This is a genomic window from Mesorhizobium delmotii, assembly GCF_900149755.1.
Classification (GTDB): domain Bacteria; phylum Pseudomonadota; class Alphaproteobacteria; order Rhizobiales; family Rhizobiaceae; genus Mesorhizobium; species Mesorhizobium delmotii.
Genome location: NZ_FUIG01000046.1, coordinates 130,016 through 154,342 on the forward strand (window position 1 = coordinate 130,016; position 24,327 = coordinate 154,342).

A 24,327-nucleotide genomic window follows, 5' to 3' on the forward strand; every position below is an offset into this window, starting at 1 on the left:
TGATCCCGGATCAAACCGCCCTTTGCCGGCATGGAAGGAGAGCGTCGTGCTGCATAATGACCCCATCGCTGCCTTGACGCCAGAGGTTATAGCCTGGCGCCACCACATCCATTCCAATCCCGAACTCGGATTCGATGAGAACGAAACGGCACGTTTCGTTGCCGAGAAACTGCGCGCCTTCGGCTTCAATGAGGTGCATGAGGGGATCGGCGGCACCGGGGTTGTCGGCGTCCTGCGCAGCGGCACGGGCACGCGCGCCATCGGTCTCCGCGCCGAGTTGGACGCGCTTCCGGTCGTCGAGAGGACCGGCTTGCCCTATGCCTCCAGGAATGAGGGCATAATGCACGCCTGCGGCCATGACGGCCACACCGCCATGCTGCTCGGCGCCGCCAGACTGCTCAGCCAATCCCGCGCCTTCGAGGGCATCGTCTACTTCATCTTCCAGCCAGCCGAAGAAAACGAAGGCGGCAGCTTGCGCATGATCGAAGACGGCCTGTTCAGGCGTTTCCCAGTCGAGGCGATGTATGCCGTCCACAACTGGCCGGGCGTCAGACTGGGGACGATCGCCGCTCGCGTCGGAGCGCAGATGGCCGCCGTCGACAATTTCGAACTGACCTTCGAGGGTCTTGGCGCGCATGCCGCCATGCCGCAGCTCGGCGACGACCCGATCCTGGCCGCGGGCGCCTTTGTCCAGGCCGTCCAGCGCATCGTCAGCCGCTCGGTCGATCCGCAAAGCGCGCTGGTTGTCAGCCTCACGCAGATCCATGGCGGCAATGTCGGCAACATCGTGCCTGGCAAGGTCTGGCTGCAAGGCACCTGCCGCTTTTTCGAGCCCGGTTATTCCGATCATTGCGAGAAGCTGATCGGCGAGATCGCCGGGGGCATTGCCGCAGCCCATTCGCTCAAGGCCACGCTCGACTACAAGAAGGGCTATCCGCCGCTCATCAATACGGCGATTGCCACGGCCCGCGCCGTCGAGGCGGCCGCCGCCACCGTCGGGAGGGAGAATGTCACGACCGAGTTCAGCCCGAGCCTCGGCTGCGAGGATTTCGCCTTCATGATCCGCGAGGCAGGCGGCTGCTACGCGTGGATCGGCGTCGGCGATGTCGGTCCCGGCGAGGGGCTGCATGGCGATCGCTATGTATTCAATGACGAGATCGTGCCGACGGTGTTGCGCTACTACGTCAATCTGGTCGAGCAGACGCTTCCCGCCTCGTGAACCGTCAGAGGGAAAACTGATGGCTCAGCGAGAAGTGCCGATCTGAATGCGATTCGTGGGCCATAAGCCGGGAAACAGTCTTGCGCGACACCAACCCGACGCATCTCACCCGGCTGTGGCCACGACTTGCGTTACGTGAACGGGATTTTCAAGCACTGCCTGCGCGGTATCGGCCTGGTTTTCATCGACGCTCGCCATCACAAAAATGACGCCTTGTACAACGTTTGGCTCACCCGGCTTTTTGGCAAGATCGGCAGATGCCCCGAGAAGCCTGCCAGCAAAGCCGCCACAGGCCGCACCGACGAGGATCATGCCAGCCGCCGCTCCGACAGGATCAATGCCGGTGGCTCCAAAAGCACCCAGGCCGATTAACAGACCAGCAGCCGCGCCAAGCGCGGCACCGCCCGGACCGCTCAGGACAGCGCCGATTTCGTCGTCGTAGGGTCCGATGACGCTGATCTGTTCGTGAGAAACTCCTGCCGCCTGAAGCGCGGCAACGGCACGCGCTGCCTGGTCGTGGGAATCGAAAAGTTTGCTGATTGTTCGCATTTTGACACTGCCCATAGCACAGTCGCCCGCCGCTCATTTCGAAGCGGCGGGCGTCTCCTCCCCAAGTCGTTCAGATCACCGAATGATTTTGACGATCTTGCGTGTGCCTGGATCAACGATAACGGTCTGATTGTCGACGACTACATAGCGGTATTCGACGTCGGGAACTTCATGAAGCTCGACCGTATCGGGTAGCGTTGAGCCGATATTGAGCTCCACCCCAGGGATCTTCACCGAGGCGAGCGGCTGCTTTTCCACATATTCCCTGATGACGGTCTCCTGCTCAGGCGCGATGATCACGTCCTGAGCGGCAGCGGCGCCTATACCTGCCAGTAGTAGAAACCCCGCGGCTACAGTGGAAAGTCGCATTTTCATAGTTGCCTCCTTTATGATGTGACTTTAGCTGAGCTCTTTTGGCATCATCTTCGCGCCAGACTCATCGAAACATCAGGCCGCTGCAAATGTTCCTTGGCTGGGCTTCGGTCCGATCCGAGAAGCCTTGCCATTGGACTTAAGTCTGACCTGCCGCGCGCATGGGTCCGGCTATCGATCCGCCCGGAACCGCGACCGCTCGCACTCGTTCGCCGCAAGTTCATGGGAGGAGTTCAAGGAGAGGAGTGTCCAACACCCTCATCCAGCCTGTTTCCAACCGACATTCAGACCCCGTGTTAGGCTTCGCCAGGAGAAAGGAAATGGCCGACAACAAGTGCAATCGAGACTTCCTCGACCACGACCGCCTGTCGGTGGACGAGTATTACGAAGTGGAACATTTCGCACGAGAAAATGGCGTTTCGCCCAGCCAGGTCAGCAAGCTGATCAAAAAGAACGGCAACGATCGGATGACCCTTACTCAAGCAGTGAGAGCCTTGCGCGACCGGAAGTGAAAAACCCGCCGCATCTTCCGCCGCGCGGGCGATCATGCGTTGCACCATCTGTGCCGAAGGATCGAAAGCATCGGAGTTGGCGCGTCATGGCTTGCTGCCTCGCTCAACGAGGGCAGTGGAGTTTATGCGAAAAAACCCGTCGGGTGCGGTTTCCGTCCAGCCCGTAAAGCCCTAAGTTCCCTAGCGATTGATCAGTTGCAGATCAAAGATGGCGTCGCTTAGCGTCGTTCGACGACAGATTGGCCGGTTCTCTCGAATCATGCCGCTGGCGCGACGCGCCGCCGACCGGGCCGTTGGGGATATGGCGCCATACAGAGCGACAAGACTGATCGATCGATGGAATGCACTGTCGCTGGCCGCTCAGTTTCTGCTCGCCGGCGGGCTATTCTCGCTGTCGGCGATGATCGTGGTGGGAATTTCCGTGACAAGCCAGATAGAAGCCGCGGTCACCCGGAACTCGGCTTCTGCGACCGCTCTTTACGTCGACAGCGTTGTCGCGCCGCTGCTCCCCGACATGCGCAAGAGCGAAGTGCTCGACGAGAGCGTTGCCCACGCGCTGGATGAAACGCTGGGACAAGGCGCACTCGGCACAAGGCTCGAATCCTTCAAGCTCTGGCGCCGCGACGGCACCATCCTCTATTCAACCAATAAAAATTTGGTCGGGAAGCGCTTTCCACTCAGCGACAATCTCCGGGCCGCATTCGCAGGCGACATAGTTGCTGAATTGGACAGGCACTATGATAACCAGGCTGAGAGGGACAGCGGCTTGCATCTTCTTGAAATCTTTAATCCGATGCTTCAGCCGTGGTCGGGCGAAGTCGTGGCTGTTTTGGAATTCGACGAGATCGCCACCGATTTTGAAAAGGACCTCCGGCAGGCACTCGTTCGGACCTGGTTCGATGTCGCAGCCGTCACCGCTATTTTCTTCCTCGGGCTCTCGGCGATCGTTTTTCGTGGCAGCCGCACGATTCGTTCCCAGAGCCGCTCATTGAAGCAGCGCATTGCCGAACTTTCCGAACTGGTTGTTCAAAACAGAATGTTGAGACTGCGGGTGCAGCGTGCCTCGCAGCGCGCTACGGCGCTTAACGAACGTTACCTCAGGCGGATCGGCGCGGACCTGCACGACGGGCCGGCGCAACTGGTTGCCCTCGCGGCGCTGGGGATCGACAGCCCCGTGCTTGCCGATTCTGCCACGCCGGCTGCGGCGCGCGCACGGGAATTGCAGGCAGTCAAAGCCAATTTGGACGATGCGATGCGAGAAATCAGGAATGTCAGCAAGGGCCTTATGCTGCCGCATGTCGAGAATGCCGAGTTGACGGAAATCCTCGAGCTTGCCGTGCGAGCACACGAAGGGCGAACCGGCGTCAAAGTGATGCTGTCCATGACCGGGGGACACACACCCTTGTCACCAGCGGCCAAGATCTGCATCTTTCGCTTCATTCAGGAGGCGCTGAACAATGGCTTCCGCCACGCCGGGGGTGCCGGTCAATCGGTCGCGAAACATTTCGACGGGGAGCGCGTTTCTATCGAGGTTTCCGACACCGGCCCAGGTTTCGACCCGAAGATCATCCACCCTGAAAGGCTGGGGCTCATCGGGCTGCGTGAGCGGGTAGAAAGCCTCGGCGGCCAATTTAGTGTAACATCTTCACAGAATGGCACGGTGGTGAAAATGGTTCTCAACATAGTTGAAATAGGACAGGCGTGATGGCAGCGGCCATAAAGCTCGCCGTCATCGACGACCATCCGCTGTTCAGGGAGGGCGTCGTGCGCACTCTCGAGCAGATCGGCGGGTTCGAGATCGTTGCCCAAGGCAGCAGTAGAGATGACGCCTTGCGGATATCGGAAGACCAGCAGCTCGATATTCTCCTGATGGACATCTCGGTGCCTGGAGGGGGCCTCAGCGCGATCGAACCGGCTCTGGAGCGGCACCCGGATCTGAAAATCGTGATGCTGACCGTTTCGGAGGAAAACCAGCACGTCATGACCGCCTTGCAGAGCGGGGCAAGAGGCTATGTCCTGAAGGGTGTCGGGTCGAGAACCTTGGCCGCGATACTGCGCACGGTGGCGTTGGGCGAACGGTATGTTTGCCCGCAATTGTCGGCGCGCGTGTTGGTCGACCTGTCTATCCAGTCAACCGCGACCGCGAAAGTTGACGTGCTGGCCGAGCTCACCAATCGTGAAAGAGAGATACTGACGCTCGTTGCCGCGGGATTGAGCAACAAGCGGATCGGTCTTCAGCTGAATCTGCACGAGAAAACCATAAAGCATCACATGACGCGAATCCTCGCCAAGCTCAATGTGAGCAACCGGACCGAAGCCGCGATGACATTGCGCGACGCGACCGAGCATCAGCATCCGCCTGCCCGCCATCCTGCGTGAAGCAAGGTAGCCTGCGGCCTGTGAACTCGTCATCACTCGATCATGGCGAGCAGTCTTGCCCGATCGGAGTTCGTTGCCTGCCGGCGAATGATGGTACGGCCCATGGCATCCCGCATTTCATAATGGCCGCCGTCGATGCGCTCGCTGAGCCCGTTGGAATGCACCACACCCACACTTGCCCCGCGCACTTCGATCCGGTCTCCAGTGGTCGCGTTGACATAAACTTTTGGCTTGTTGCCGGGGGTTACCGCGGCAACTGGATTTGCCGGGGGATTGCCTTTCGATGATTTTGATTTGCCCTTGCCCGCGTTGGCATTGGAGTTCGAACTCCCTGGAGTTCCAGCGTTTCCAGAGTTCCCGGGGCTTCCAGCGTTCCCGGAGTTTCCAGAGTTTCCGGAGTTCCCAGCGTTCCCAGAGTTCCCTTGTGCCTGGGCCGCCTGCGGGCTAAGCGTCAGGGACAGGCCGTCCTGTGCCACACGGTAGGGGCTCACGACGAGAGCCAAGGCCGATGCGCTGAGGCAAATGGCGACGCGAAGCCTTCGAAGAGATTTGAGCCTGGGCTGCGATTGAGGGCACGCAGGCCGCGCATTCATCCTGGCGAGAACTCTTGTCTCACGGAGCCTCAGGCGTTGCGGCCGTATCGCGTCTGTGATCAATGAATTTGCCAATAGCACGCTAGAATATCCTCTGACCGTCTTGGTCTGCGTCGCGTTTCTACCTGTTTCGAATTCGAGCCAATCCTCTGTACTTTGCACCAGTTTATCACGCTTTCGCCATCATCAGGCGGTGTCAAGACCCACCAGTCTCAGGGGGAGAAACCGGTGGGTCTCGCTAGCGCAGGAAGGGACTCATTACTGCGCAAGTGTGTTGCCTTCATTGGTCGACCCCATCAGCCGACAATAAGCCCGACGGCTGCGACCCCGAATACCAAGCCAAATACCGGAAAAAGCAGCCAACGTGCCTGGTGAATGCTGGGATCCATAGCAGCCTCCTGTCACGGGTTGGCACCGCAACGACGCCTGCAGGAGCTCGGTTCCTGAAAACTCTCCCATCTGGGCTTTTGCCATAGCAGTCCCGGACCAAAGCACTGCTTGCGCCAGCCAATGGTCGGCTAGCGGGCAGACTGAAGTCCTAATCTCGGGCCCCTTTCGAACATGAAGGGCACTCCTGCGCGGGCTCGCCATCGCCATCGCCGTTTATGGTGTACACAGCTGTTTCGCGGTGAACATCGGATTGAAGCTTTTCCTCCAGATGACAATGGATCTCTGGAACTTCGAGGCGTCCGCGCCGGCCTTCTTTGTTCATCACGTGGCGATTGTCGGGATGTGCGCGTGCTTGGCCCACTACGCCATGAAATGGATCCAGGAGAGGAAACGCAGAACAGCCCGGCCTCAGGTTGATTCGCACATGGTCAGTGCCAAAGCCGGTCCATAGTGACCAAAAGGGCGGGTCGACGCGATGTCCGCTTTCTGGCGCATCCACGACTGCAGATGGGGGTAGGGTGGTTAGCCCAAAGTCACGTGGGATGGATCGGCTGGCATCCGGCCCATCCTTCTGTGGAGGTGGTCCGCACCTTTCCTTACGACGGATCGGCGGCTGCTTCTCTGACGGCCGCTCCTTCGCGCGCAGCCGTCGCAGCCGTCTTGGTGCGCGGACGCGCGTTGCGCACTCTTCGGCGCTCTGATCCGTTTTCCAGCGCGAAGCTGAACTGCGCAGTCCGACCGGAAGTCCCAACTTGTGGCCCGATAACAGAGTTCACAACTCTCTGCTGGTCAAAAGCCTTCAAAGACGCCATCATGCAATAAAAATTGCGAGGATGTGCATCGTGGAACAGAAGGTCGAGGCTCCCAAGGACTATGAGGATCTCATCCGCGTGATTCACGACCGGTATGACGGGATGAGCAAGTCGTACCAGAAGATTGCGTTGTACCTCACCCAAAATCCGAATGACGTCGCGGTGCGATCGGTGAACTCGATCGGGGAAGGCAGCGGCGTTCACGCGTCAAGCTTCGTCCGCTTTGCTCAAGCACTGGGGTACGAGGGGTTCAAGGACCTGCAGAGCCTCTTCCAGAAACGATTGTCCACCGCGGCTCCCGGCTTCGAAGCCCGTGTCAAGGCTTTGGAGAAGGAACTGGGCGAGCGGACGGATCGCAGCGAGATGGGATTCATGCACGATTTGGTCGTCCGTGACATCGCGTCCCTGAAAGAGATGCTCACCGCTATTCAACCCCAGGATCTGGCGGAAGCCGTTAGCCTGCTCGAGAAGGCCGATGTCGTCTATCTGATGGGGCAACTTCGCTCGGCACCGGTGGTCGAACTCCTTCGCTATATACTGACCATGCTGGGCAAGCGCTGCGTGCTCCTGGATCCGGGCGGCGGGCTGGCCACGCATATTGCCCGCGTGATGCAGAAGACGGACCTGCTGTTTGCGGTCTCGTTTCGCTTCTACGCGAACGAAGTCGTCAATGTCGTGGAAGAAGCCGCGGGGAGAGGTATACCGATCGTGGCGATCTCGGACAGCACGCTGTCTCCCTTGGCCAAGAGCGCGCGCGTTCTCTTCGCCGTGCCGGAGCACGAATACACTTTCTCCCGGTCGCTTGCTGCACCGATGTGTCTTGCGCAGGCACTGACCGTAGCCTTGGCGGCGCGCATACAGAACAACGCCGTGGATCCTCGGATTCCGACAGTCACAGGGCAATAGCTGATCTCTTTCGCCGCAGACACTCATGACCTCTGATCCAGCGCCCGAAACCGGCCGTCCGATTGGCAAACTCGCGATCTCCGGTCCTGCGTGTAAGCGCAGTTCGGTTTGTGGCTGCACAATTGGCAATGAAATTTGCATTCTGGACGATATCAAAAAAATTGTTGCCAAGTTCGTTGACTCACGGAATATTGCGAAATAGCGTATCGGCAATGAATGTTGCAGAAGTCGGCAATCCCTCACTCCGTGGTGTACCACCGCAGCACCCGAGCTGCTGTCTGGTGACGCGCTGTTCCATGGGAGGAGGCGCGGATCGATCTACGCGGTCTGCTCGGCGCGCTTGTGATCGGCTTGGTACAAAACGGGCTGAACCTGATGGGTGTAGAGAACGACATCTGCCTTATCGTGACGGGCCTGCTGCTCGTCCTAGCCGTCTCGATCGACAAGCGGATCGAAAAAGCGATGGGACAGCAGAGTTTCTGATTTCCGGACACTGGATTAATAGATGAGTGCTATCCGCTTTTCCATCAACCGAACCTGCTCGCCCCAGATGACGCTCGCTCAGTTCGTTACGTTCGCGCAGACTGTCGGCGTTGAGGCTGTCGAAGTCCGCAATGATATCGCCGGGCGCGAATTCGCGAATGGGATGGACGCGACCAGCTTGCGGGCGGTTCTCCTGGACGCCGGCTTGAAACTCGCGTCGATCAACGCGCTTCAGCGCTTCAACGATTGGACCGGCAGCCGTGCCGAAGAGGCGCTGCAATTGATCCGATATGCTGCCATGCTGGGCGCGCCGGGGATCGTCATGTGTCCCGTCATAGAAGCCGACCATGGTTGGTCCGAGGCTGAACTCGAGCTGAAACTGCGTCACTCGCTTCGTATGTTGCGGCCAATGTTTCTCGATCATGGCATCATCGGCTTTGTCGAGCCCCTCGGCATGAAGGCCAGCACGATGAAGCTGCAAGAAACGGCCGTGGCGGCGGTGAGCGACATCGACGGCTGGAATGCCTTCCAGATCTGCCACGATACTTTTCAGTTCTTTCGCTGTGGCGACACGCGGATGTTTCCCGAACATATCGGGCTGGTCCATATCTCTGGCATCATGCGGCGCGATCTGCCGCCCCACGAATTGACGGAACCCGATCGAGGGTTTGTCTCCGCCGGGGATCGTGCGGGCAATGTCGAGCAGCTTCGCAAGCTTATCGCAGGTGGATACGAGGGATACGTGTCCATAGAGCCCTTCGATCCCGCCGTTCAGCAGGACCCCGAGATTGCTGCTCGCCTGAAAGCCAGCATCGACTATGTATCTGGCGCCGTGGGCATTACCGGAACGGTCTCAGGCGTCTTGGCTTGAGCGCGCCGACGGCGCACCTTAAAGGCGCGCCCAATGAACCGGTTCGGCGCGACACGGTTGCGCTGACTTCAGAGAGTGAGCGGCTTTTCAGGCACCGCCATAGCGCCGGATGCAGCGCCTAGGACCGTCTGGTCGTAATCCACCACCGAACCTGTCATGAGCCCGGCATCGTCCGAAACAAGGAAGTTTACCGCCCGCGCGACCTCGCGGGGGTCGATCAGGCGCCCGAAGGGCAGGTTTGCAATCGCTTTCGCTTCCCAATCGGGATCGCCCGTCTCACTCGCCTGTAACTCCCGCTCATGGTCGGAGGCCATCCAGCCGACATCCAGCTGGTTGACGCGGATGCGGTTCTTCATGACGGAAAACGCTGTATTGCGGGTCAGCGTTGCCAGCGCCGCCTTGGTAGCACAGTAGACGTTGATGAAGGGCTGGCCGGCATGTTCCGAGATCGAGCCGATGTTGCAGATCGCACCCTCAATGCCATTGCGGATCATGTGCCTGATGGCCTCCTGCATGAGGAAATAAGGTCCGCGCACATTGACGGCGAACAGCGCGTCGAAGAGTTCGGGCGAGGTATCGAGGATAGTGCCACGGTCCGTGCGGGCACCGGCGTTCACCAGCACATGGATATTGCCGTAAACGCGCTCGGCCTCCGCGATCACGTGTCGGCAATCCTCGACTTTGCCGAGATCGGCCTCGACAAAATGGACCGGCACGCCGGTGTCGCGCGTGATCGCCTCGGCCACGGCACGGCCCTTCGCTTCGTTGCGGCCGAGCGTCACGAGACCCGTAGCGCCGGCCTCCGCTAGCCGGCGCGCGATGGCCGCTCCCAACCCTTGCGTCGAGCCGGTGACGACACAGACCTTTCCATCCATCCGGTTCATGCGTTCAGCCCTCCACCGTGTAGCCAGCCGCGGCCATCACACGCAGCAATTCCTTGTGTCCGATCTTCGCCATTTCGAGCGGCGGACTTTTGACGGGATCCTGCTCGGCTTCAACGACGAACCAGCCTTCGTAGCCGTAGCTCGCCAAGCGCTTGACGATCGCCTCGAAGTCGAGCGAGCCGTCACCGGGCACGGTGAAGGCTCCCTTGACCACCGCATCGAGGAAACTTTTCCGGCTGCGGTCGAGCCCGTCCACGACCGCCTGGCGGATGTCCTTGGTGTGGACATGCGAAATGCGGGCGTGGTGCTTGTCGATTACTCGCAGCACGTCGCCACCGGCAAAGGCCATGTGGCCGGCATCGTAGAGCAGGGGAAGACCTTCGCCGGAATGCTTCATCAGCAGATCGACGTCCTCTTCGCTTTCGATCGGCGCGGCCATGTGGTGGTGGTAGGAAATCGGCATGCCCTGGTCGGCGCACCATTCGCCGAAAGCGGTGAGCTTGCGGCCATAGGCTTTGATCTGTTGCTCGTCGAGACGCGGGCGCATGGCGAGCGGCGTTCCGCGGTCGCCCTGGATGGTGCGGCCCGTCTCGCCATAGACGATGCAGGGCGCGCTGGTCGCCTTGAACAGCTCCATCTGCGCGGCGATGCGGTCCTTCTCTTCATCGATGTCGCCAACCAGCAAGCGACCGGAGAACCAGCCGCCGCAGACGCTCATGCCGTGCTGCCGGAGGATGGGCTCAAGCACCGCCGCGTCCATCGGGAAGCGGCGGCCAGTCTCCATGCCGGTAAAGCCGGCCTCACGGGCCTGCCGCAGACACTCCTCCAGCGAAACGTCGTCGCTCAATTCGGGGAGATCATCGTTCCACCAGGCGATCGGCGCGATGCCAAGCTTGGCTCTCATCTTCTTCTCCTATCATCATTCCAGCCGCTTCCGCCGACTGTTGGCGCCACGAAAAAAATACTGCCGGAACAATGCTCAGGGAGTGTCGCATCGTTCCGGCAGAGGACGCCCCAAGGGGCGCCCGGTAAACTTAGACACCTATGCGCTGCCGTTTGCGGCCTTCGGCTTGCACGGAATGGGCCTCCCGAACCTCGGCCCGCTCGCTGACCTGCGGTACGCCGACGTCCCACCATGCGTCGCCGGGCGTCCAGGTGAAGGCGTCGGAAACGATGGTGATTACAGTGGTGCGATCCGTCCCTTTGGCCCACTCCACCGCCTGGCCGAGATCGGCAAGGCTTTCGACACGCCGCGTCAGCGCCCCCATGGCTTCCGCGTGCTTGGCGAAGTCGACCGAGAAGGGCTCCTTGACCCGGCAGTCCTTGATCAGGTTGTTGAAGGAGGCGCCGCCCTTGGCGTTCTGCAGCCGGTTGATCACCGCATAGCCGCCATTATCGCAGACGACGAGGATCATCTTGTGGCCGGCGAGCACCGAGGAATAGATGTCGGAGTTCATCATCATGTAGGTGCCGTCGCCGATCATGACGATCGGCGTGCGGGTGGGGTCGGCCATGGCCGCCCCCCAGCCGGCAGAGATTTCATAACCCATGCACGAGAAGCCGAACTCGCAGTCGAAGGTATTCGGCTCCTTCACCCGCCAGTTCTTCATCACCTCACCGGGAAGTCCGCCGGCCGCGGTGATCAGCAGGTCGCGTTCGCCGGCTTTCGCGTTAACCACGCCGACCACCTGTGCGTAGGTCGGAACCGGGTCGTTGGTCGGCTTCTGGAAACCGTCGAGCAAGGTGTTCCACTTGGCGAATTCGCCCTTGCCCTTGTCGGTCCAGGTTTTTTCCGCCTTCCACCCGCCGAGGGCGGCTTCGAGTTCGCCCACTGTCTCCAGCGCATCGCCGACGACGGCGAGTGCCCGGTGCTTGGTGGCGTCCCAGCGTGCGGCGTTGATGGAGACGAACTTCGCATCGGCGGAGAAGGCGCTCCAGGATCCGGTGGTGAAGTCCATGAGCCGTGTGCCGACGGCGATGATCAAGTCGGCTTCCGCCGCCAGCGCGTTCGCCGATGTCGATCCGACGATGCCGATAGGGCCCACGTGGGCGGGATGGTCGTGCGTGACGGTGCCCTTGCCGGCGATGGTTTCAGCGAGCGGTAGGCCGCGCGCCTCGGCGAATTTCGCAAGGGCGGCCTCGGCACCGGAGTAACGCACGCCGCCGCCGGAAATGATCAAGGGGCGCTTGGCCGTCTTGAGAAGCCGCGCCGCCTCTTCGAGGCGGGCACGATCCGGCCGGGGGCGGGGAATTGCGTGGACCGTGGGCTCGAAGAACGCTTCGGGATAATCCCAGGCGATCTCCTGCACATCCTGCGGCAAAGCGATGAAGGCCGGCCCGCAATCGGCCGGATCAAGCAGCACCGCAACCGCCTGCGGTAGCGACGAGATGATCTGCTCGGGATGGACTATGCGGTCCCAGTAGCGCGTGACCGCCTTAAAGGCGTCATTGACGTTGATGGTCGGGTCGCCGAAGTGCTCGACCTGCTGCATGACTGGATCGGGCCGGCGATTGATGAAGGTGTCGCCGGAGAGCAGCAGCACCGGCAGCCGGTTCGAATGGGCGACACCCGCTGCCGTCACCATGTTCAATGCTCCCGGACCGATCGACGTGGCGGCCACCATGATTTGGCGCCGGCGCTTCGCCTTCGCAAAACCGATCGCCGCGAGCGCCATTGATTGCTCGTTCTGACCACGCCAGGTCGGCAGCACATCCTTCACGGCTTCGAGCGCTTCGGAAAGGCAAGTCACGTTGCCGTGCCCGAAGATGGCGAAGACGCCCGGAAAAAGCGGAACTTTCTTGCCGTCGACGACCGTGAACTGGTTGCACACATAGCGCACGAGCGCCTGCGCCATGGTCAGACGGACGGTGGACCTGATCATCTTTGTCTCCTCCCTAACGACGGTCTTTCCAACTCTATACGGAATGCCTATTGACAAATCAATATGTTTGCAACGATCATTGCAAAAATTCAAACCGGGAGGATTTCTTGCTTAGGATTGCTGTGCTCGGCTGTGGTCGGATCGGCAGGATGCATGCGGCAAACATCGCTGCGCATCCTCGTGCGGAACTGGCCACCGTATATGACATCGACGAATCGTCCGCGGAGACTGTCGCGGGGCGGCACGGCGTTCGCGCTTCTGGGTCGGCCGACGAGGTATTTGCCTCGGCGGATGTAGATGCGGTGCTTGTCGCGACGGTGACTGACACGCATGCCGATTACATCGAAAAGGCGGTAGCCACTGGCAAACCCGTGCTCTGCGAGAAGCCAATCGACCTCAGCCTCGAACGGGTCAACCGCTGCGCCGATGCCGTTCTGTCCAAGGGCGTGCCGATCCAGATCGGCTTCAATCGGCGTTTCGATCCCGGTCATCGTGCAGCCTGGAACGCCGCACGATCCGGCGAGATCGGCGAACTGCACCAGGTCATCATTACCTCGCGTGATCCCGGCATGCCGCCACGCGCCTACTACGAGGCTGCGGGCGGGCTCTTCCGCGACATGACGATCCACGATTTCGATCTCGCCCGCTTCATGCTGGGGGAGGAGCCAGAGGAGGTGTTCGCCATCGGCGGCCGGCTGATTGACCCGGCGATGATGGAGGAACTGAATGACTACGACAGTGTCATGGTCGTGATGCGGACCAAAAGCGGCAAGCAATGCCACATCAACAATTCCCGCACCTCAACCTATGGCTATGACCAGCGCGTCGAGCTGCTGGGCAGCATAGGCATGGTGATCAGCGGCAATCGCAAGCCCCACGAATTGCGCCACTACTCGGCCGCGCGCACGGAGGCCGCCGCGCCCTATCTGGATTTTTTCATCGAGCGCTACCGCGAAGCGTTTGATGCCGAGATCGATGCTTTCGTCACCTCCGTCGAGAAGGGCGAGCCGCCGGAAGTCGGCTTCGAAGACGGGCGCCGCGCCCTGATCCTAGCAGAGGCGGCGATAAAATCGGCGGTCGAAGGCCGCTTCGTGAAGGTCAGCGAGATCGGATAAGTCATGTACGCGAATTACGGACTGTTCATCGACGGCAAGTGGCGCAAGGCATCCGACGGCGGGACGGTGCCGGTGATGAGTCCGGTAACGGAAAAGCCGCTCGGCGAGGCTCCGGTCGCCACCCGCGCGGACACGGAAGAGGCCATAGATAGCGCCTCCCGTGGGTTTTCATCCTGGAAATCCAAGGGTGGTTTTGAGCGCGCGTCCGCCCTGCATGCCATCGCGGACGAGATGATCCGCCGCAAGGATGAAGCCGCGCGGATGATCTCCAGCGAGACGGGCAAACCTGTTGCCCAGTCCGAGCGCGAATGGGGGCTCGCGGTCGATCAGTTCCGCTGGTACGCCGAGGAGGCCCGCCGGATATATGGGCGCGTCATCGAATCGCGCGTGCCCGGCGGTCGTTTCGAGGTTCTGCACGAACCGGTTGGGATCGCGGCCGCCTTCACCGCCTGGAACTTTCCGGCAGCACTGGTCGCCCGCAAGGTGGCGCCGGCGCTTGGCGCTGGCTGCTCGACCATCGTGCGGCCGTCAAGTCAGACGCCGGGCACGGCGATGCTGATGGTCGACTGCATCCGCGCCGGCAATCTTCCTGCCGGCACCGTCAGCCTGGTCGTTGGGCCCACGAGCACGACCTATGCGCCGATCATGGCTTCGCCGGCGGTGCGCAAGGTCTCCCTCACCGGCTCGACCCGCGTCGGCCAGCAGATGATCCGCGATGCCGCCGATACGGTGAAGAAGGTGTCGATGGAGCTTGGCGGCAACGCGCCGCTGATCGTCTTCGACGACGCCGACCTGGACGCCGCGCTCAGCGTTTCCGTCCCGACCAAATACGCCAATGCCGGGCAGGTTTGCGTGACTCCGGACCGTTTCTTCGTCCACGAAAGCCTGCACGACGCCTTCGTCGAGGGCTTCATGCAGCGCGCTAACGCACTGAAGCTCGGCGACGGGCTCGACCCATCCGTGCAGATGGGGCCACTCATCAATGCCGGCCGGCTGTCGGAGATTGAAGACATCGTGTCGGATGCCGTGAAGGCCGGCGCGAAACTCGTCGCCGGCGGGCGTCGCGCCGCGGCCTTCAATGCCGGCCATTTTCATGAGCCCACGGTCCTGACCGACGTCGCCGACGACATGCGGGTATTTGCCGAGGAGAATTTCGGCCCGATCGCGGCGATCACCCGGTTTTCCTCGGACGATGAGGCGCTGGAACGCGCGAATGCCTCGCCGATGGGACTGTCCGCCTACGCTTTCACGTCGAGCCCGAAGCGCGCGCGCCGCGCCGTTGCCGAAATGAAGGCAGGCATGGTCGGCATCAACAGCTTCGCTCTCGCCGCGTCGGAAGCGCCGTTCGGTGGCACGAATTATTCCGGAATGGGTCGCGAAGGCGGCAGCGAAGGTATCGGTGACTACCTCGACACCAAGCTTGCGCAGATCGTGTTCTGAGGAGGCCGCCTTGATCAAGAACAAACTCAAGCAGATCTGGGCCGAAGGCCGGCCCACGATCAACGGCTGGCTTTCGATCGGCAATCCATTCACCGCCGAGATCATGGCCGCGCAGGGCTATGACAGCGTGAGCATCGACGTCCAGCACGGCGCGCTCGACTATTCGATGCTGCTGCCGATGTTTCAGGCGATGCGTGCTTCCGGCGTGGTGCCGATGGCGCGTGTGCCGTGGCTGGAGCCGGGTATCATCATGAAGGTGCTGGATGCCGGCGCCTATGGCGTCATCTGCCCGATGGTGAATACGGCGGAACAGGCTGCTCAGTTCGTCAGCTACATGCGTTACCCGCCGGCCGGCCAGCGCAGTTTCGGGCCGACCCGCGCCAACTTCTCGGCGGGTGCCAACTACGCGGCCGAGGCCAATGACGAGATCCTGGCCTTCGCCATGGTCGAGACAGCCGAGGCGATGCGCAATCTCGATGCGATCGCCGCGACGCCAGGGCTCGACGGCATCTATGTCGGCCCCGCCGACCTCACCTTCAGCCTGCACCAGGGGCGCCTCGCACCGGGCTTCGACCGCGAGGAGCCGGAGATGATCGAGGCGCTGCAAACGATCGTCGCGGCCTGCAAGAAGCATGGCAAACGCGCCGCGCTCCATTGCGGCACGGCCGACTACGCCGCACGCGCCATCAAATGGGGCTTCGACATGACCACCGTCTCGGGCGACTCCCGATTGCTTGCCTCCGCCGCGCAGGCAAGTGTCGCCCGCTTCCGCGAATTGACGGGTGCGAAAGCCGTCCTGGGCGAAGCCGGCAAGGGAGGCTATTGATGCCTCACGTCCTGGTCGCGGGAAAGCTTCATCCGAGCGGTATCGATCTTCTCGATGCGTCGCCCGGCGTCACCTACGACTATGTCGAAGATGTCTCCGAACCAAGCTACGCACCTCTGATCGGCAAGGCCGATGGCCTCGTCATTCGCACCCAGCCCTTGTCGGCTCCGACCGTCGCACGCGCCGAGAGGTTGAAGATCGTCTCGCGCCATGGCGTCGGCTACGACGCTGTGGATCTGCCCTCCCTCAATCGGCGCGGGATCGCTCTCGCGATCGTCGGCGATGTGAACTCGGTGTCGGTGGCCGAGCACGCCATGATGCTGTTGCTGGCGGCAACCAAGCGGCTGATCCGCGCCGATCGTTCGGTCCGCGACAACGAATGGGGTTGGCGCAACCGGCTGGAGCCAAGCGAACTCGCGGGCAAGCGACTGCTGATCCTCGGGTTCGGCCGGATCGGCCGCCACCTGGCGCGCATGGCGGCGGCATTCGGCATGGACGTGCGTGCCTATGATCCATTCCTTGAGAGGCAAGGCTGGCCGGAGGGGCCGGTCGCGCCGGTGAGCGATTTGCAAACGGGACTCGCCTGGGCCGATGCGATCTCCGTCAACGTACCCAAGGCCGAGCGCCCGGTGATCGGCCCCGTGGAACTCTCGGCGATGAAGCCGACTGCCGTTCTCATCAACACAGCGCGGGGCGGTGTCGTCGACGAGGCGGCGCTGATTGCGGCGCTGCGAGCGGGGCGCATCGCAGCGGCCGGTATCGACGTCTTCGACGATGAACCACCCGCCGCGGACCATCCGCTCTTCGGCTTCGACCAGGTGATTCTGACGCCGCACATTGCCGGGCTCACCGCCGAGTGCGGCGAGCGCATGGCAATCTCGTCCGTGCAGAACGTGCTCGATTTTTTCGCCGGGCGGATCGACTCGGCGCTGGTGGTAAACGGAGCCGAGTTGAATGGCCGGTGAAAGACCTCAACTCAGAATCGGCCTGATCGGCACCGGCTTCATGGGCAAGACCCATGTGTTCGGCTTCGCCGCAGCGCAGCGTGTGTTTGATCTGCCCTACGAGCTGGTGCGCCACACGGTTGCTGACAGAACCGAGGACCTCGCCGCGCAGGCGGCGCAGGCCTTGGGTTTCGCGCGGGCGAGCGGGGACTGGAGGCGTCTGGTCGAGGACCCTGAGATCGACGTGATCGACATCACGGCGCCGAACGCCTTCCACAAGGAGATGGCGCTCGCCGCCATTGCCGCCGGCAAGCACGTCTATTGCGAGAAGCCGCTGGCCCCGCTTGCGGCGGATGCCCGGCAGATGGCCGAGGCGGCGGAAGCGGCCGGCGTCAGGACGCAGGTCGGTTTCAACTATCTCTGCAACCCGCTGCTCGCGCTAGCGCGGGAGATGATCCGCGAGGGCGAGTTGGGCGAGATCCGCAGCTATCGCGGCATTCACGCCGAGGACTACATGGCGGATGCGGAAAGCCCGTTTACCTTCCGGCACGATCCTGTCGGCGGTGGCGCATTGGCGGATCTGGGCAGCCATGCTCTGGCCACGGCGGAGTTTCTGCTTGGCTCGGTGGAACAGGTCCTCGGCGATTCCGTCACCGTCATAGCGAGCCGTCCGGACAGCGGAGGCGGGCGCCGGACCGTCGAGGTCGACGACATCGGTCGCGCGTTTCTGCGTTTTGCCAACGGTGCGTCAGGCAGCATCGAAGCGAGCTGGGTCGCCACTGGCCGCAAGATGCAGCACGATTTCGAGGTTTACGGCACAAAGGGGGCGCTCGTCTTTAGCCAGGAGCGCTTCAACGAGCTGCATTTCTACAACACGTCCGACCCCGGCGGCCGGCGTGGCTTTCGTCGCATCGAGGCTGGTCCGGATCACGATCCCTATGGACTCTTCTGTGTCGCACCGGGCCACCAGCTCGGCTTCAACGATCTGAAGGCGATCGAGGTGGCGCGGTTCGTCGATGCGATCGCCGGGAAGCGAGACGAGTTTTTCGGCTTCCGGGCCGGCCAACGCATTCAGGAAGTCGTGGAGGCAATTCAGGGCTCGGCGCGGGAGCGCAAGTGGCTGCGGACAGGCTGATGCAATGGAGAAATTGGCCGCCGCCCTTCGATGCGACTGAAATAAACGTTGCAAGTTGGTAGATTTTGCAATAGAGATTGCAGCGGGAGAGAGGTAGATCGGCTGTCTGCTCAAGCCGACGTCGCACAGGGAGAGAGCTTGTGGCTGTGCTAGACGTGCGAAGCGTCTCGAAATGCCTCGGTGCTATCAGCGCCGTGTTGGATATTAGCTTCGCGGTTGCTGCTGGCGCGGTGGTCGGCCTGATTGGTTGCCAGTTCTTGCAGCGCAGAATTCCCGCTTTTTTCGGTTTCAGCGACGCTGGCGTTGCCGGTCTGCTCCCTGCCGGGACCGGGATCCGCAGAAGGATCGAAGACGGATCCGCCGACACTGGGTTCGGGAGAGAGCAGCCACTTCGCACCAAGCAGAATTCATGACGACCGCAAATCATGAATCCGTCACCAGGACGGTAACAAGGAGGAACATAACATGAAGGTACTCAAGGCAGCCCTCATGGGCGCTGCCGCTGCTGTGATCGGATTTGCCGTGACCACAGCTCACGCCCAAGACAAGAAATATCGCTTCGTCATGGTCTCCCACATTGGCTCGAACGACGCCAATATGGGCTGGCTCACGGAATCTCTGAAAACGTTTGAAGAGAAGTATCCGGACGTAAAAACGGAATACATCTCGACCAACAACTACTCGGTCCAGGAGCACGTCCGCCTGCTCGAGCAAGCAATTTCGACGAAGCCTGACGGCATCGCGGTCCCAATCGTCGATTCTGACGCATTCGAAGGTCCGCTACGCAAGGCAATAGAAATGGGAATCCCCGTCGTTGCGTTCAACATCCCAGACGGCCGCCCGGAGGAAGAGCGCATTCCCTATCTGACCTACGTTGGTGGTGACGAATACCTGACCGGCAAGCGACTTGGTGAGTACGCACTTCAGCAGGTCGAAGGCGGCGCCGTTCCGAAGCCGACCGGTGTGGTTTGCGCCGTTCACGATGCCGCCCACCAGGGCCTCAAAAAGCGTTGCGCCGGCATGAAGGACGCCATGGAAGGAACTGGTGCCAAGTTCGAAGAACTTTTCATCGGTGCTGAACCTGCCCAGGCGCGCACGACGCTGCAGTCGTTCCTTTCGGCAAACAAGGACACCAACTACATCTTCTCCGTGGCAGGTTGGTCCTCTCCCTGGGTTTGGGGCGTGGCGAACGACATGGGCCTCAAGCCTGACGTCGACAACGAAGGCGTGACGGTTTTGACCGTCGATGAAGCTCCAGTATCGATCGAAGGCGTGAAGGCTGGCCACGTTCTTGCCTCCAACTCACAGGGCTTCTGGCTGCAGGGCTATGCTCCGATGGAATGGCTCTATTGGTATCACACGCTCGGATATCGTCCGAACTCTGATATCCTGACGGGCCCGATCGTCATCAACAAGGACAATGCTGACCAGTGGGCGGCACTCGTCCGCGGTGTGTTCGGCGACAAGGCATACGACGAACAGAATACTTGGAAGTAACTCTCTTCCTGGCGGCCGGACTATGTTTAGTCCGGCCACATCTTTTAACCACTCATCGAATGGTCCCGCGATGCTTCGGAGTCTGGCGCTGTCAAACGTTTTTCGCCTCCTGGCAAAGGCACCAAGCTTCGGTGCCGTAATTGGCGTCATTGTGATGTTGATCGCATTCACGCTCGTCGATTTTTCTGGCTGGTGGACGAAGCCGACGATTTCGAACGTGGTCCACTTCACGTCACTCTTGGCCATCTTGGCCATGGGACAGGCGCTCGTCATCCTGTCCAAGGAAATCGACCTTTCCGTGGGGGCTGTTTACGGGCTGACGGGTATTTCGTTCATTTATCTTCAGCCAATTCTTGGCGTACCTGGATCTGTTATTGGATCGCTTGCTATCGCAATGCTTTGTGGTTGGGTGCAAGGCTTCGCCGTGGTCAAGGGTAGATTGCCTTCCATGATTGTCACCCTTGGCGGGCTCTTCGCATTCCGGGGCATTATCTACGTCTTGACCGGCGGATCGGTGCATTCGTTCCCCGTTGAGGCCCAGAACCATTGGCTCACACAGCTGCTCGGCGGTGAATTCATGGGCATCAAGGTTGCCATCATCTGGATGTTGCTGGTCCTCCTCATTCTCAGCGCTCTGCTTTGGACGACGCGCTTTGGCAACAGGCTGCTTGCGACCGGCGGAGACGCCGACAGCGCGTTGTCGAGAGGAATACGGACTGATCGTGTGAAGATGGCAGCCTTCACACTCTGCGCCTCTCTCGCTGGCTTTTCAGGCATTCTGACATTGGCGGACGAACCGCAGACCCACGTGACTATCGGCGAGCTCCTGGAACTTGACGCCATTGCCGCAGCTGTCATCGGGGGCTGCCTTCTGACTGGTGGCCGGGGATCGCTTGTTGGTGCGGTCTTGGGCGCGTTGATCCTTGTCAGTTTCAGGTACGAACTCATCGCCTTGGGTGCCCCGTCGTCATGGTACATCACCTTCGTCGGCGCACTTCTCATTGCTTCCGTCATCTTCAACCAATGGCTCGCCCGTGGCGGCGGGCTGTGGCTCATACAGGGCAAATGACATGACCGCTCAGCAGCCGCTTATCCAGGTCAAAAACCTCGACCTCTTCTTCGGTCTGTTCCGTGCGCTGAAGGACGTTTCTGTCGACTTCAAGTCCGGTGAACTCGTCGGCCTTGTCGGTGACAATGGTGCAGGCAAGACGACGCTCATCCGTGTGCTATGCGGCATTCATGCGCCCACCAAAGGTGAAGTCTACTTTGATGGCAAGCGCGTCACGGAATTCCACCCCAAGCTTGCAATCGATCAGGGAATTGAAACGATCCAGCAATCCGTTGGCTTGTGCGACAACCTCTCCATCGCGCGCAACTTCTATCTTGGCCGCGAGCCCGTGAATCGGATTCTCGGCATTCCTTTCCTCGATTTCCGCAAGATGAGGGATATTTCAACGCGCGTGATCAGGGAATTTGGCCTTCGCGAGAATGTCTCGCCAGATGACGAAGTCGAACGTCTCTCAGGTGGCGAGCGCCAGTCCGTCAAGATCGGGCGGGCAGTCGAATTCAAGAATCGCGTCGTCATCATGGACGAACCCACAAACCATCTTTCTGTCCGCGAGCGCGAGCACGTGAATGAGCTTGCCCTGCAGCTTCGCAGTCAGGGGTTGCTCGTCATCTACATTACGCACGACATCTTCCAGGTCCACAAACTGGCGGATCGTATTGTCATAATGGAGAATGGCGAGAAGATCGCAGATGCATCTACCGACTCGATGACGGCGGAGGAACTGGAAGAGGTGATCCGGCAAGGTGGCCGCGTCGTCGAGAAGCGGGAGAAAAAGTGATGCCTGCCGCGAACCTGAAGAACCTGGTTGGACGTCACGCGGAGCTGGGCATCATCCTCATTGCCGTGCTTCTGATTTTTGCCTTTTCGGTTTCTTCGGGCGGCATTTGGGCGAACTTCTATAACATTTCGACCATTGTGCAGGTGACAGCCACGCTCGGCTTGATGACCTTGGGTGTAGCGTTGGTGATCGCAACGGGAGAGATCGACATCTCTGTTGGATCGACATTCGGTATTGCTTCCCTTGTTTACCTCTGGCTGTCACTGCGGATTGATCCAGCGTTTGCAATGCTTGCGGCGGTGGCGATTGGCATTCTGATCGGTTGGTTCAATGGAATACTTGTGACCAAGACTGGCACGCCGTCTCTGATTGTCACACTTGGCTCGCTTATGATTTTTCGCGGCCTTGCGATTGCCCTGACCAGCGGGTTTGCTTTTTCGATTCCCTACAAGGCGCGAAACGGGTTGAGTTATTTCATTCTGGGAGGTGGCGAGATTTTCGGCCTCAACACGGCAATCATTTGGCTCGTCCTGGCGCTCATCGTCCTGACAATCATGCTGAAATACATGCGCTGGGGGAACCGGCTTCTCGCTACCGGCGGATCGAGAGAGAGCGCTCGCTCGCGCGGCGTGCGAACGGATCGTATCAAGCTGTCGGCTTTTGTTCTGTGTGGCGCGCTCGCTGCATTTGGCGGCGTTCTCGAAGCTGGTAAGCTTGGTTCTGCCGACGGTTCCATGGGACGCCTTATGGAACTGCAAGCTATCGCTGCCTGTGTCCTCGGCGGCTGCTTGCTTGCAGGCGGCCGCATTTCACTCGCCGGCGCGCTCGTTGGTACCTTCGTCCTGTCTTCGATCCAATCCTACCTGGTCGTGATGGGAGTACGCCCTCAGTGGTTCATTTTGTTGCTGGGTATCATCGTTGTCTTGGCAGCGTGGGGAGACCGGCTTCTCAGGCAATGGGCGTTGAGCCGCTAAAATCGTGATCAGATCATGTCGGTATGGGTTGCAATTGTCGGAGCCGGGATCATTGGGACGGACCATGCCCGGATATTCGCGCAAAGCCCGCCGGGCTCTGACCTCCGGGTCATTTGCAACGCAAATGAATCGCGTGCGAAGCGGCTTGTAGAGAGCCTGGGAACCCGCCGACACCTGCATCGCAAAATAGGCGGGCCGCGCAACTCTGCGGGCGGGCGAGGGGACACTCGCCCACTTTGCCCCTGAGAGGCAACAACAAACCCGTCGTGCGACGGACTCAAGTCGACCGCTGCCGTTAGGTCTTAGAGTGGTTCCGCTGGCGGCGCGGCGATCGAAGACGAGTTCCGAGAGTGATCCCCATTAGGGAGGACCAATTGAGAAAGATACGATATGCCGTAGTGGGCGCGGGCTGGATTGCACAGGAAGCCTTCATGCCCGGTGTGTCTCAGACCGGAAACTCGACGATCACTGCGATCGTCAGCGGCTCGGCCAAAAACGCCGCGAAGCTCGCCGAATTCTACGGCGTGGAACATGTCTTCAGCTACGAGCAGTACGACCAGATGCTCGCATCGGACGTCGCCGATGCGGTCTACGTGGCATTGCCGAACTCCTTGCATGCCGACTATGCGATCCGAGCCCTGAGAGCCGGCAAGCACGCGCTCGTTGAGAAGCCGCTGGCCACGACCGAGGCAGAATGCGAGGCGATGATCGCCGCCACCAATGAGAGCGGCGCCTACCTGATGACCGCGTATCGGCTGCACAACGAGCCCGGCACTGTCGAGGTGCTGGAGCGCATCCGCAGCGACGAGATCGGCGATCCCCGCATCTTTGCCGCGGTCTTCTCCTTCGTAGCTTCGCCTGACAATCACCGCCTCAAAGCCGCCTATTGGGGCGGTCCCTTGCAGGACATCGGCGTCTACTGCCTGAATGCCGCGCGTCATATCTTTGCGGCCGAGCCGATCGAGGCAGTCGCTGTAAAGAGCTTCGGCAACGGCAGCGCCGTCGTCGGGGAGGTCGAGGAGAGCATTGCCGTGACGCTGCGCTTCCCCGAGGGCCGGCTTGCGCAGTTCATAGCCAGCTTCGGCGCGGATAATTCGGATTTTTACCACGTGGTCGGAACGAAGGGGAGCGTAACGGCCGACCCGGGCTTCCGTTTTGAGACTGCCGTGCGAATGAAGCTTCGGCATGGCGACACCAGTGCCGAAAAGACGTTTCCGCAGACAGATCATTTCGCCGGACAGACGGCTTATTTCTCCGACTGCATCCTGAATGCACAACCGCCTGAACCGGATGGAGGAGAGGGGCTTGCCGACGTGCGCGCCCTGCTTGCCATCGAGCGCGCCGCCAGCACAGGCCAGCCTCAGAAGATAGACACGCCGGCGCGGCAGCTCCATCCTACTGCGGATATGATCCGCATTTTGCCGACAACGGACCAGCGGCTGCTTCTCTGACGCGCTTTCACCCCGCGGAGCCGGCCAGGATTCTTTGCGAGAGGCGTTGCCCCGGTCTGGCGACCACAGCAGCGCAAGCGAAATCGGCGCAAAACGGACAGCTGATCATTGTGCCCGATGGCGGACACTATGTTCCGATGGAGCAACCTGAAAGTACGCATCCGGTGGAGGCCGCCTTACTCGAGGCGGCGCCGAGTCTCGCCTCCACCATGTAAGGCATCGAAGCCGTCCGCGAAATCATCGAAA

General features: G+C 60.8%; 24 protein-coding genes. 18 read left to right on the forward strand and 6 right to left on the reverse strand.

Annotation, left to right across the window (positions count from 1 at the left end):
- Positions 1-46 precede the first annotated feature (46 nt).
- Positions 47-1,219 carry an amidohydrolase gene (locus tag BQ8482_RS28090; protein ID WP_123150759.1) on the forward strand — a complete coding sequence of 391 codons (1,173 nt, stop codon included), beginning with the start codon at positions 47-49 and terminating at the stop codon, positions 1,217-1,219.
- Positions 1,220-1,324: 105 nt separating this feature from the next.
- Here the strand turns inward: BQ8482_RS28090 and BQ8482_RS28095 are convergent, their stop codons facing one another.
- Both BQ8482_RS28095 and BQ8482_RS28100 read right to left on the reverse strand, forming a co-directional pair.
- The gene (locus BQ8482_RS28095) at positions 1,325-1,783 is read right to left on the reverse strand and encodes a hypothetical protein (protein WP_244603004.1); all 459 of its coding nucleotides are present in this window, start codon (positions 1,781-1,783) and stop codon (positions 1,325-1,327) included.
- Positions 1,784-1,843: 60 nt separating this feature from the next.
- Positions 1,844-2,143 carry a DUF1236 domain-containing protein gene (locus BQ8482_RS28100; protein ID WP_123150565.1) on the reverse strand — a complete coding sequence of 100 codons (300 nt, stop codon included), beginning with the start codon at positions 2,141-2,143 and terminating at the stop codon, positions 1,844-1,846.
- A gap of 317 nt (positions 2,144-2,460) precedes the next feature.
- Between BQ8482_RS28100 and BQ8482_RS28105 the strand changes: the two genes are divergently transcribed.
- The 3 genes from BQ8482_RS28105 (at position 2,461) to BQ8482_RS28115 (ending at position 5,031) form a co-directional block, all read left to right on the forward strand.
- Positions 2,461-2,652 carry a DUF3606 domain-containing protein gene (locus BQ8482_RS28105; protein WP_123150566.1) on the forward strand — a complete coding sequence of 64 codons (192 nt, stop codon included), beginning with the start codon at positions 2,461-2,463 and terminating at the stop codon, positions 2,650-2,652.
- A gap of 301 nt (positions 2,653-2,953) precedes the next feature.
- Entirely contained in the window at positions 2,954-4,357 is a 1,404-nt protein-coding gene (locus BQ8482_RS28110; protein ID WP_244603023.1) for a sensor histidine kinase, read from the forward strand.
- Entirely contained in the window at positions 4,357-5,031 is a 675-nt protein-coding gene (locus tag BQ8482_RS28115; protein ID WP_123150568.1) for a LuxR C-terminal-related transcriptional regulator, read from the forward strand. Before BQ8482_RS28110 ends, BQ8482_RS28115 begins: the two co-directional genes overlap by 1 nt.
- A 32-nt stretch (positions 5,032-5,063) precedes the next feature.
- On the opposite strand, the gene BQ8482_RS38365 is transcribed toward BQ8482_RS28115, so the two are convergent.
- On the reverse strand, positions 5,064-5,219 hold the full coding sequence (locus BQ8482_RS38365; RefSeq protein WP_165848745.1) for a hypothetical protein: 156 nt from the start codon (positions 5,217-5,219) through the stop codon (positions 5,064-5,066).
- Positions 5,220-6,856: 1,637 nt separating this feature from the next.
- On the opposite strand from BQ8482_RS38365, the gene BQ8482_RS28125 reads away from it, so the two are divergent.
- The 3 genes from BQ8482_RS28125 (at position 6,857) to BQ8482_RS28135 (ending at position 9,086) form a co-directional block, all read left to right on the forward strand.
- Positions 6,857-7,732, forward strand: a complete 876-nt coding sequence (locus tag BQ8482_RS28125; protein WP_244603005.1) for a MurR/RpiR family transcriptional regulator — start codon at positions 6,857-6,859, stop codon at positions 7,730-7,732.
- A gap of 342 nt (positions 7,733-8,074) precedes the next feature.
- Positions 8,075-8,215: a hypothetical protein gene (locus tag BQ8482_RS28130; RefSeq protein WP_208867853.1), complete on the forward strand. Its 141-nt coding sequence runs from the start codon at positions 8,075-8,077 to the stop codon at positions 8,213-8,215.
- 22 nt (positions 8,216-8,237) lie between these two features.
- On the forward strand, positions 8,238-9,086 hold the full coding sequence (locus BQ8482_RS28135; RefSeq protein ID WP_123150571.1) for a TIM barrel protein: 849 nt from the start codon (positions 8,238-8,240) through the stop codon (positions 9,084-9,086).
- 68 nt (positions 9,087-9,154) lie between these two features.
- On the opposite strand, the gene BQ8482_RS28140 is transcribed toward BQ8482_RS28135, so the two are convergent.
- The 3 genes from BQ8482_RS28140 to iolD form a co-directional block, all read right to left on the reverse strand.
- Positions 9,155-9,970, reverse strand: a complete 816-nt coding sequence (locus BQ8482_RS28140; protein WP_123150572.1) for an SDR family oxidoreductase — start codon at positions 9,968-9,970, stop codon at positions 9,155-9,157.
- A 4-nt stretch (positions 9,971-9,974) separates the two neighbouring features.
- Positions 9,975-10,874, reverse strand: a complete 900-nt coding sequence (iolE, locus tag BQ8482_RS28145) for a myo-inosose-2 dehydratase (RefSeq protein ID WP_123150573.1) — start codon at positions 10,872-10,874, stop codon at positions 9,975-9,977.
- Positions 10,875-11,004: 130 nt separating this feature from the next.
- A complete protein-coding gene (iolD, locus tag BQ8482_RS28150) occupies positions 11,005-12,852 on the reverse strand; it encodes a 3D-(3,5/4)-trihydroxycyclohexane-1,2-dione acylhydrolase (decyclizing) (RefSeq protein ID WP_123150574.1) in 1,848 nt (615 codons plus the stop codon).
- Between the two features lie 107 nt (positions 12,853-12,959).
- Here iolD and iolG point away from each other — a divergent pair, with 107 nt between their 5' ends.
- From iolG to BQ8482_RS28210, 11 genes are all read left to right on the forward strand, one after another.
- Positions 12,960-13,967 (forward strand): inositol 2-dehydrogenase, encoded by a 1,008-nt coding sequence (gene iolG, locus BQ8482_RS28155; RefSeq protein ID WP_123150575.1) that lies wholly within the window; start codon positions 12,960-12,962, stop codon positions 13,965-13,967.
- Between the two features lie 3 nt (positions 13,968-13,970).
- Positions 13,971-15,407 carry an NAD-dependent succinate-semialdehyde dehydrogenase gene (locus BQ8482_RS28160; protein ID WP_123150576.1) on the forward strand — a complete coding sequence of 479 codons (1,437 nt, stop codon included), beginning with the start codon at positions 13,971-13,973 and terminating at the stop codon, positions 15,405-15,407.
- A gap of 10 nt (positions 15,408-15,417) precedes the next feature.
- A complete protein-coding gene (locus BQ8482_RS28165) occupies positions 15,418-16,233 on the forward strand; it encodes an HpcH/HpaI aldolase family protein (RefSeq protein WP_123150577.1) in 816 nt (271 codons plus the stop codon).
- Complete coding sequence (locus BQ8482_RS28170; protein ID WP_123150578.1) at positions 16,233-17,198, forward strand: hydroxyacid dehydrogenase; 966 nt, start codon at positions 16,233-16,235, stop codon at positions 17,196-17,198. The genes BQ8482_RS28165 and BQ8482_RS28170 overlap by 1 nt, the downstream gene beginning before the upstream one ends.
- Positions 17,188-18,312, forward strand: a complete 1,125-nt coding sequence (locus tag BQ8482_RS28175; protein WP_123150579.1) for a Gfo/Idh/MocA family protein — start codon at positions 17,188-17,190, stop codon at positions 18,310-18,312. The genes BQ8482_RS28170 and BQ8482_RS28175 overlap by 11 nt, the downstream gene beginning before the upstream one ends.
- Before the next feature lie 465 nt (positions 18,313-18,777).
- On the forward strand, positions 18,778-19,809 hold the full coding sequence (locus tag BQ8482_RS28185) for a substrate-binding domain-containing protein (protein WP_123150581.1): 1,032 nt from the start codon (positions 18,778-18,780) through the stop codon (positions 19,807-19,809).
- A gap of 154 nt (positions 19,810-19,963) precedes the next feature.
- Positions 19,964-20,878, forward strand: coding sequence for an ABC transporter permease (locus tag BQ8482_RS28190; RefSeq protein ID WP_244603006.1), 915 nt, complete (start codon positions 19,964-19,966; stop codon positions 20,876-20,878).
- Between the two features lies 1 nt (position 20,879).
- The gene (locus tag BQ8482_RS28195; protein WP_123150583.1) at positions 20,880-21,656 is read left to right on the forward strand and encodes an ATP-binding cassette domain-containing protein; all 777 of its coding nucleotides are present in this window, start codon (positions 20,880-20,882) and stop codon (positions 21,654-21,656) included.
- The gene (locus tag BQ8482_RS28200; RefSeq protein ID WP_123150584.1) at positions 21,656-22,630 is read left to right on the forward strand and encodes an ABC transporter permease; all 975 of its coding nucleotides are present in this window, start codon (positions 21,656-21,658) and stop codon (positions 22,628-22,630) included. Before BQ8482_RS28195 ends, BQ8482_RS28200 begins: the two co-directional genes overlap by 1 nt.
- 15 nt (positions 22,631-22,645) lie before the next feature.
- Positions 22,646-22,876, forward strand: a complete 231-nt coding sequence (locus BQ8482_RS40735; RefSeq protein WP_123150585.1) for a Gfo/Idh/MocA family oxidoreductase — start codon at positions 22,646-22,648, stop codon at positions 22,874-22,876.
- Between the two features lie 128 nt (positions 22,877-23,004).
- A complete protein-coding gene (locus BQ8482_RS28210; protein WP_123150586.1) occupies positions 23,005-24,081 on the forward strand; it encodes a Gfo/Idh/MocA family protein in 1,077 nt (358 codons plus the stop codon).
- The last annotated feature ends 246 nt before the right edge of the window (positions 24,082-24,327 follow it).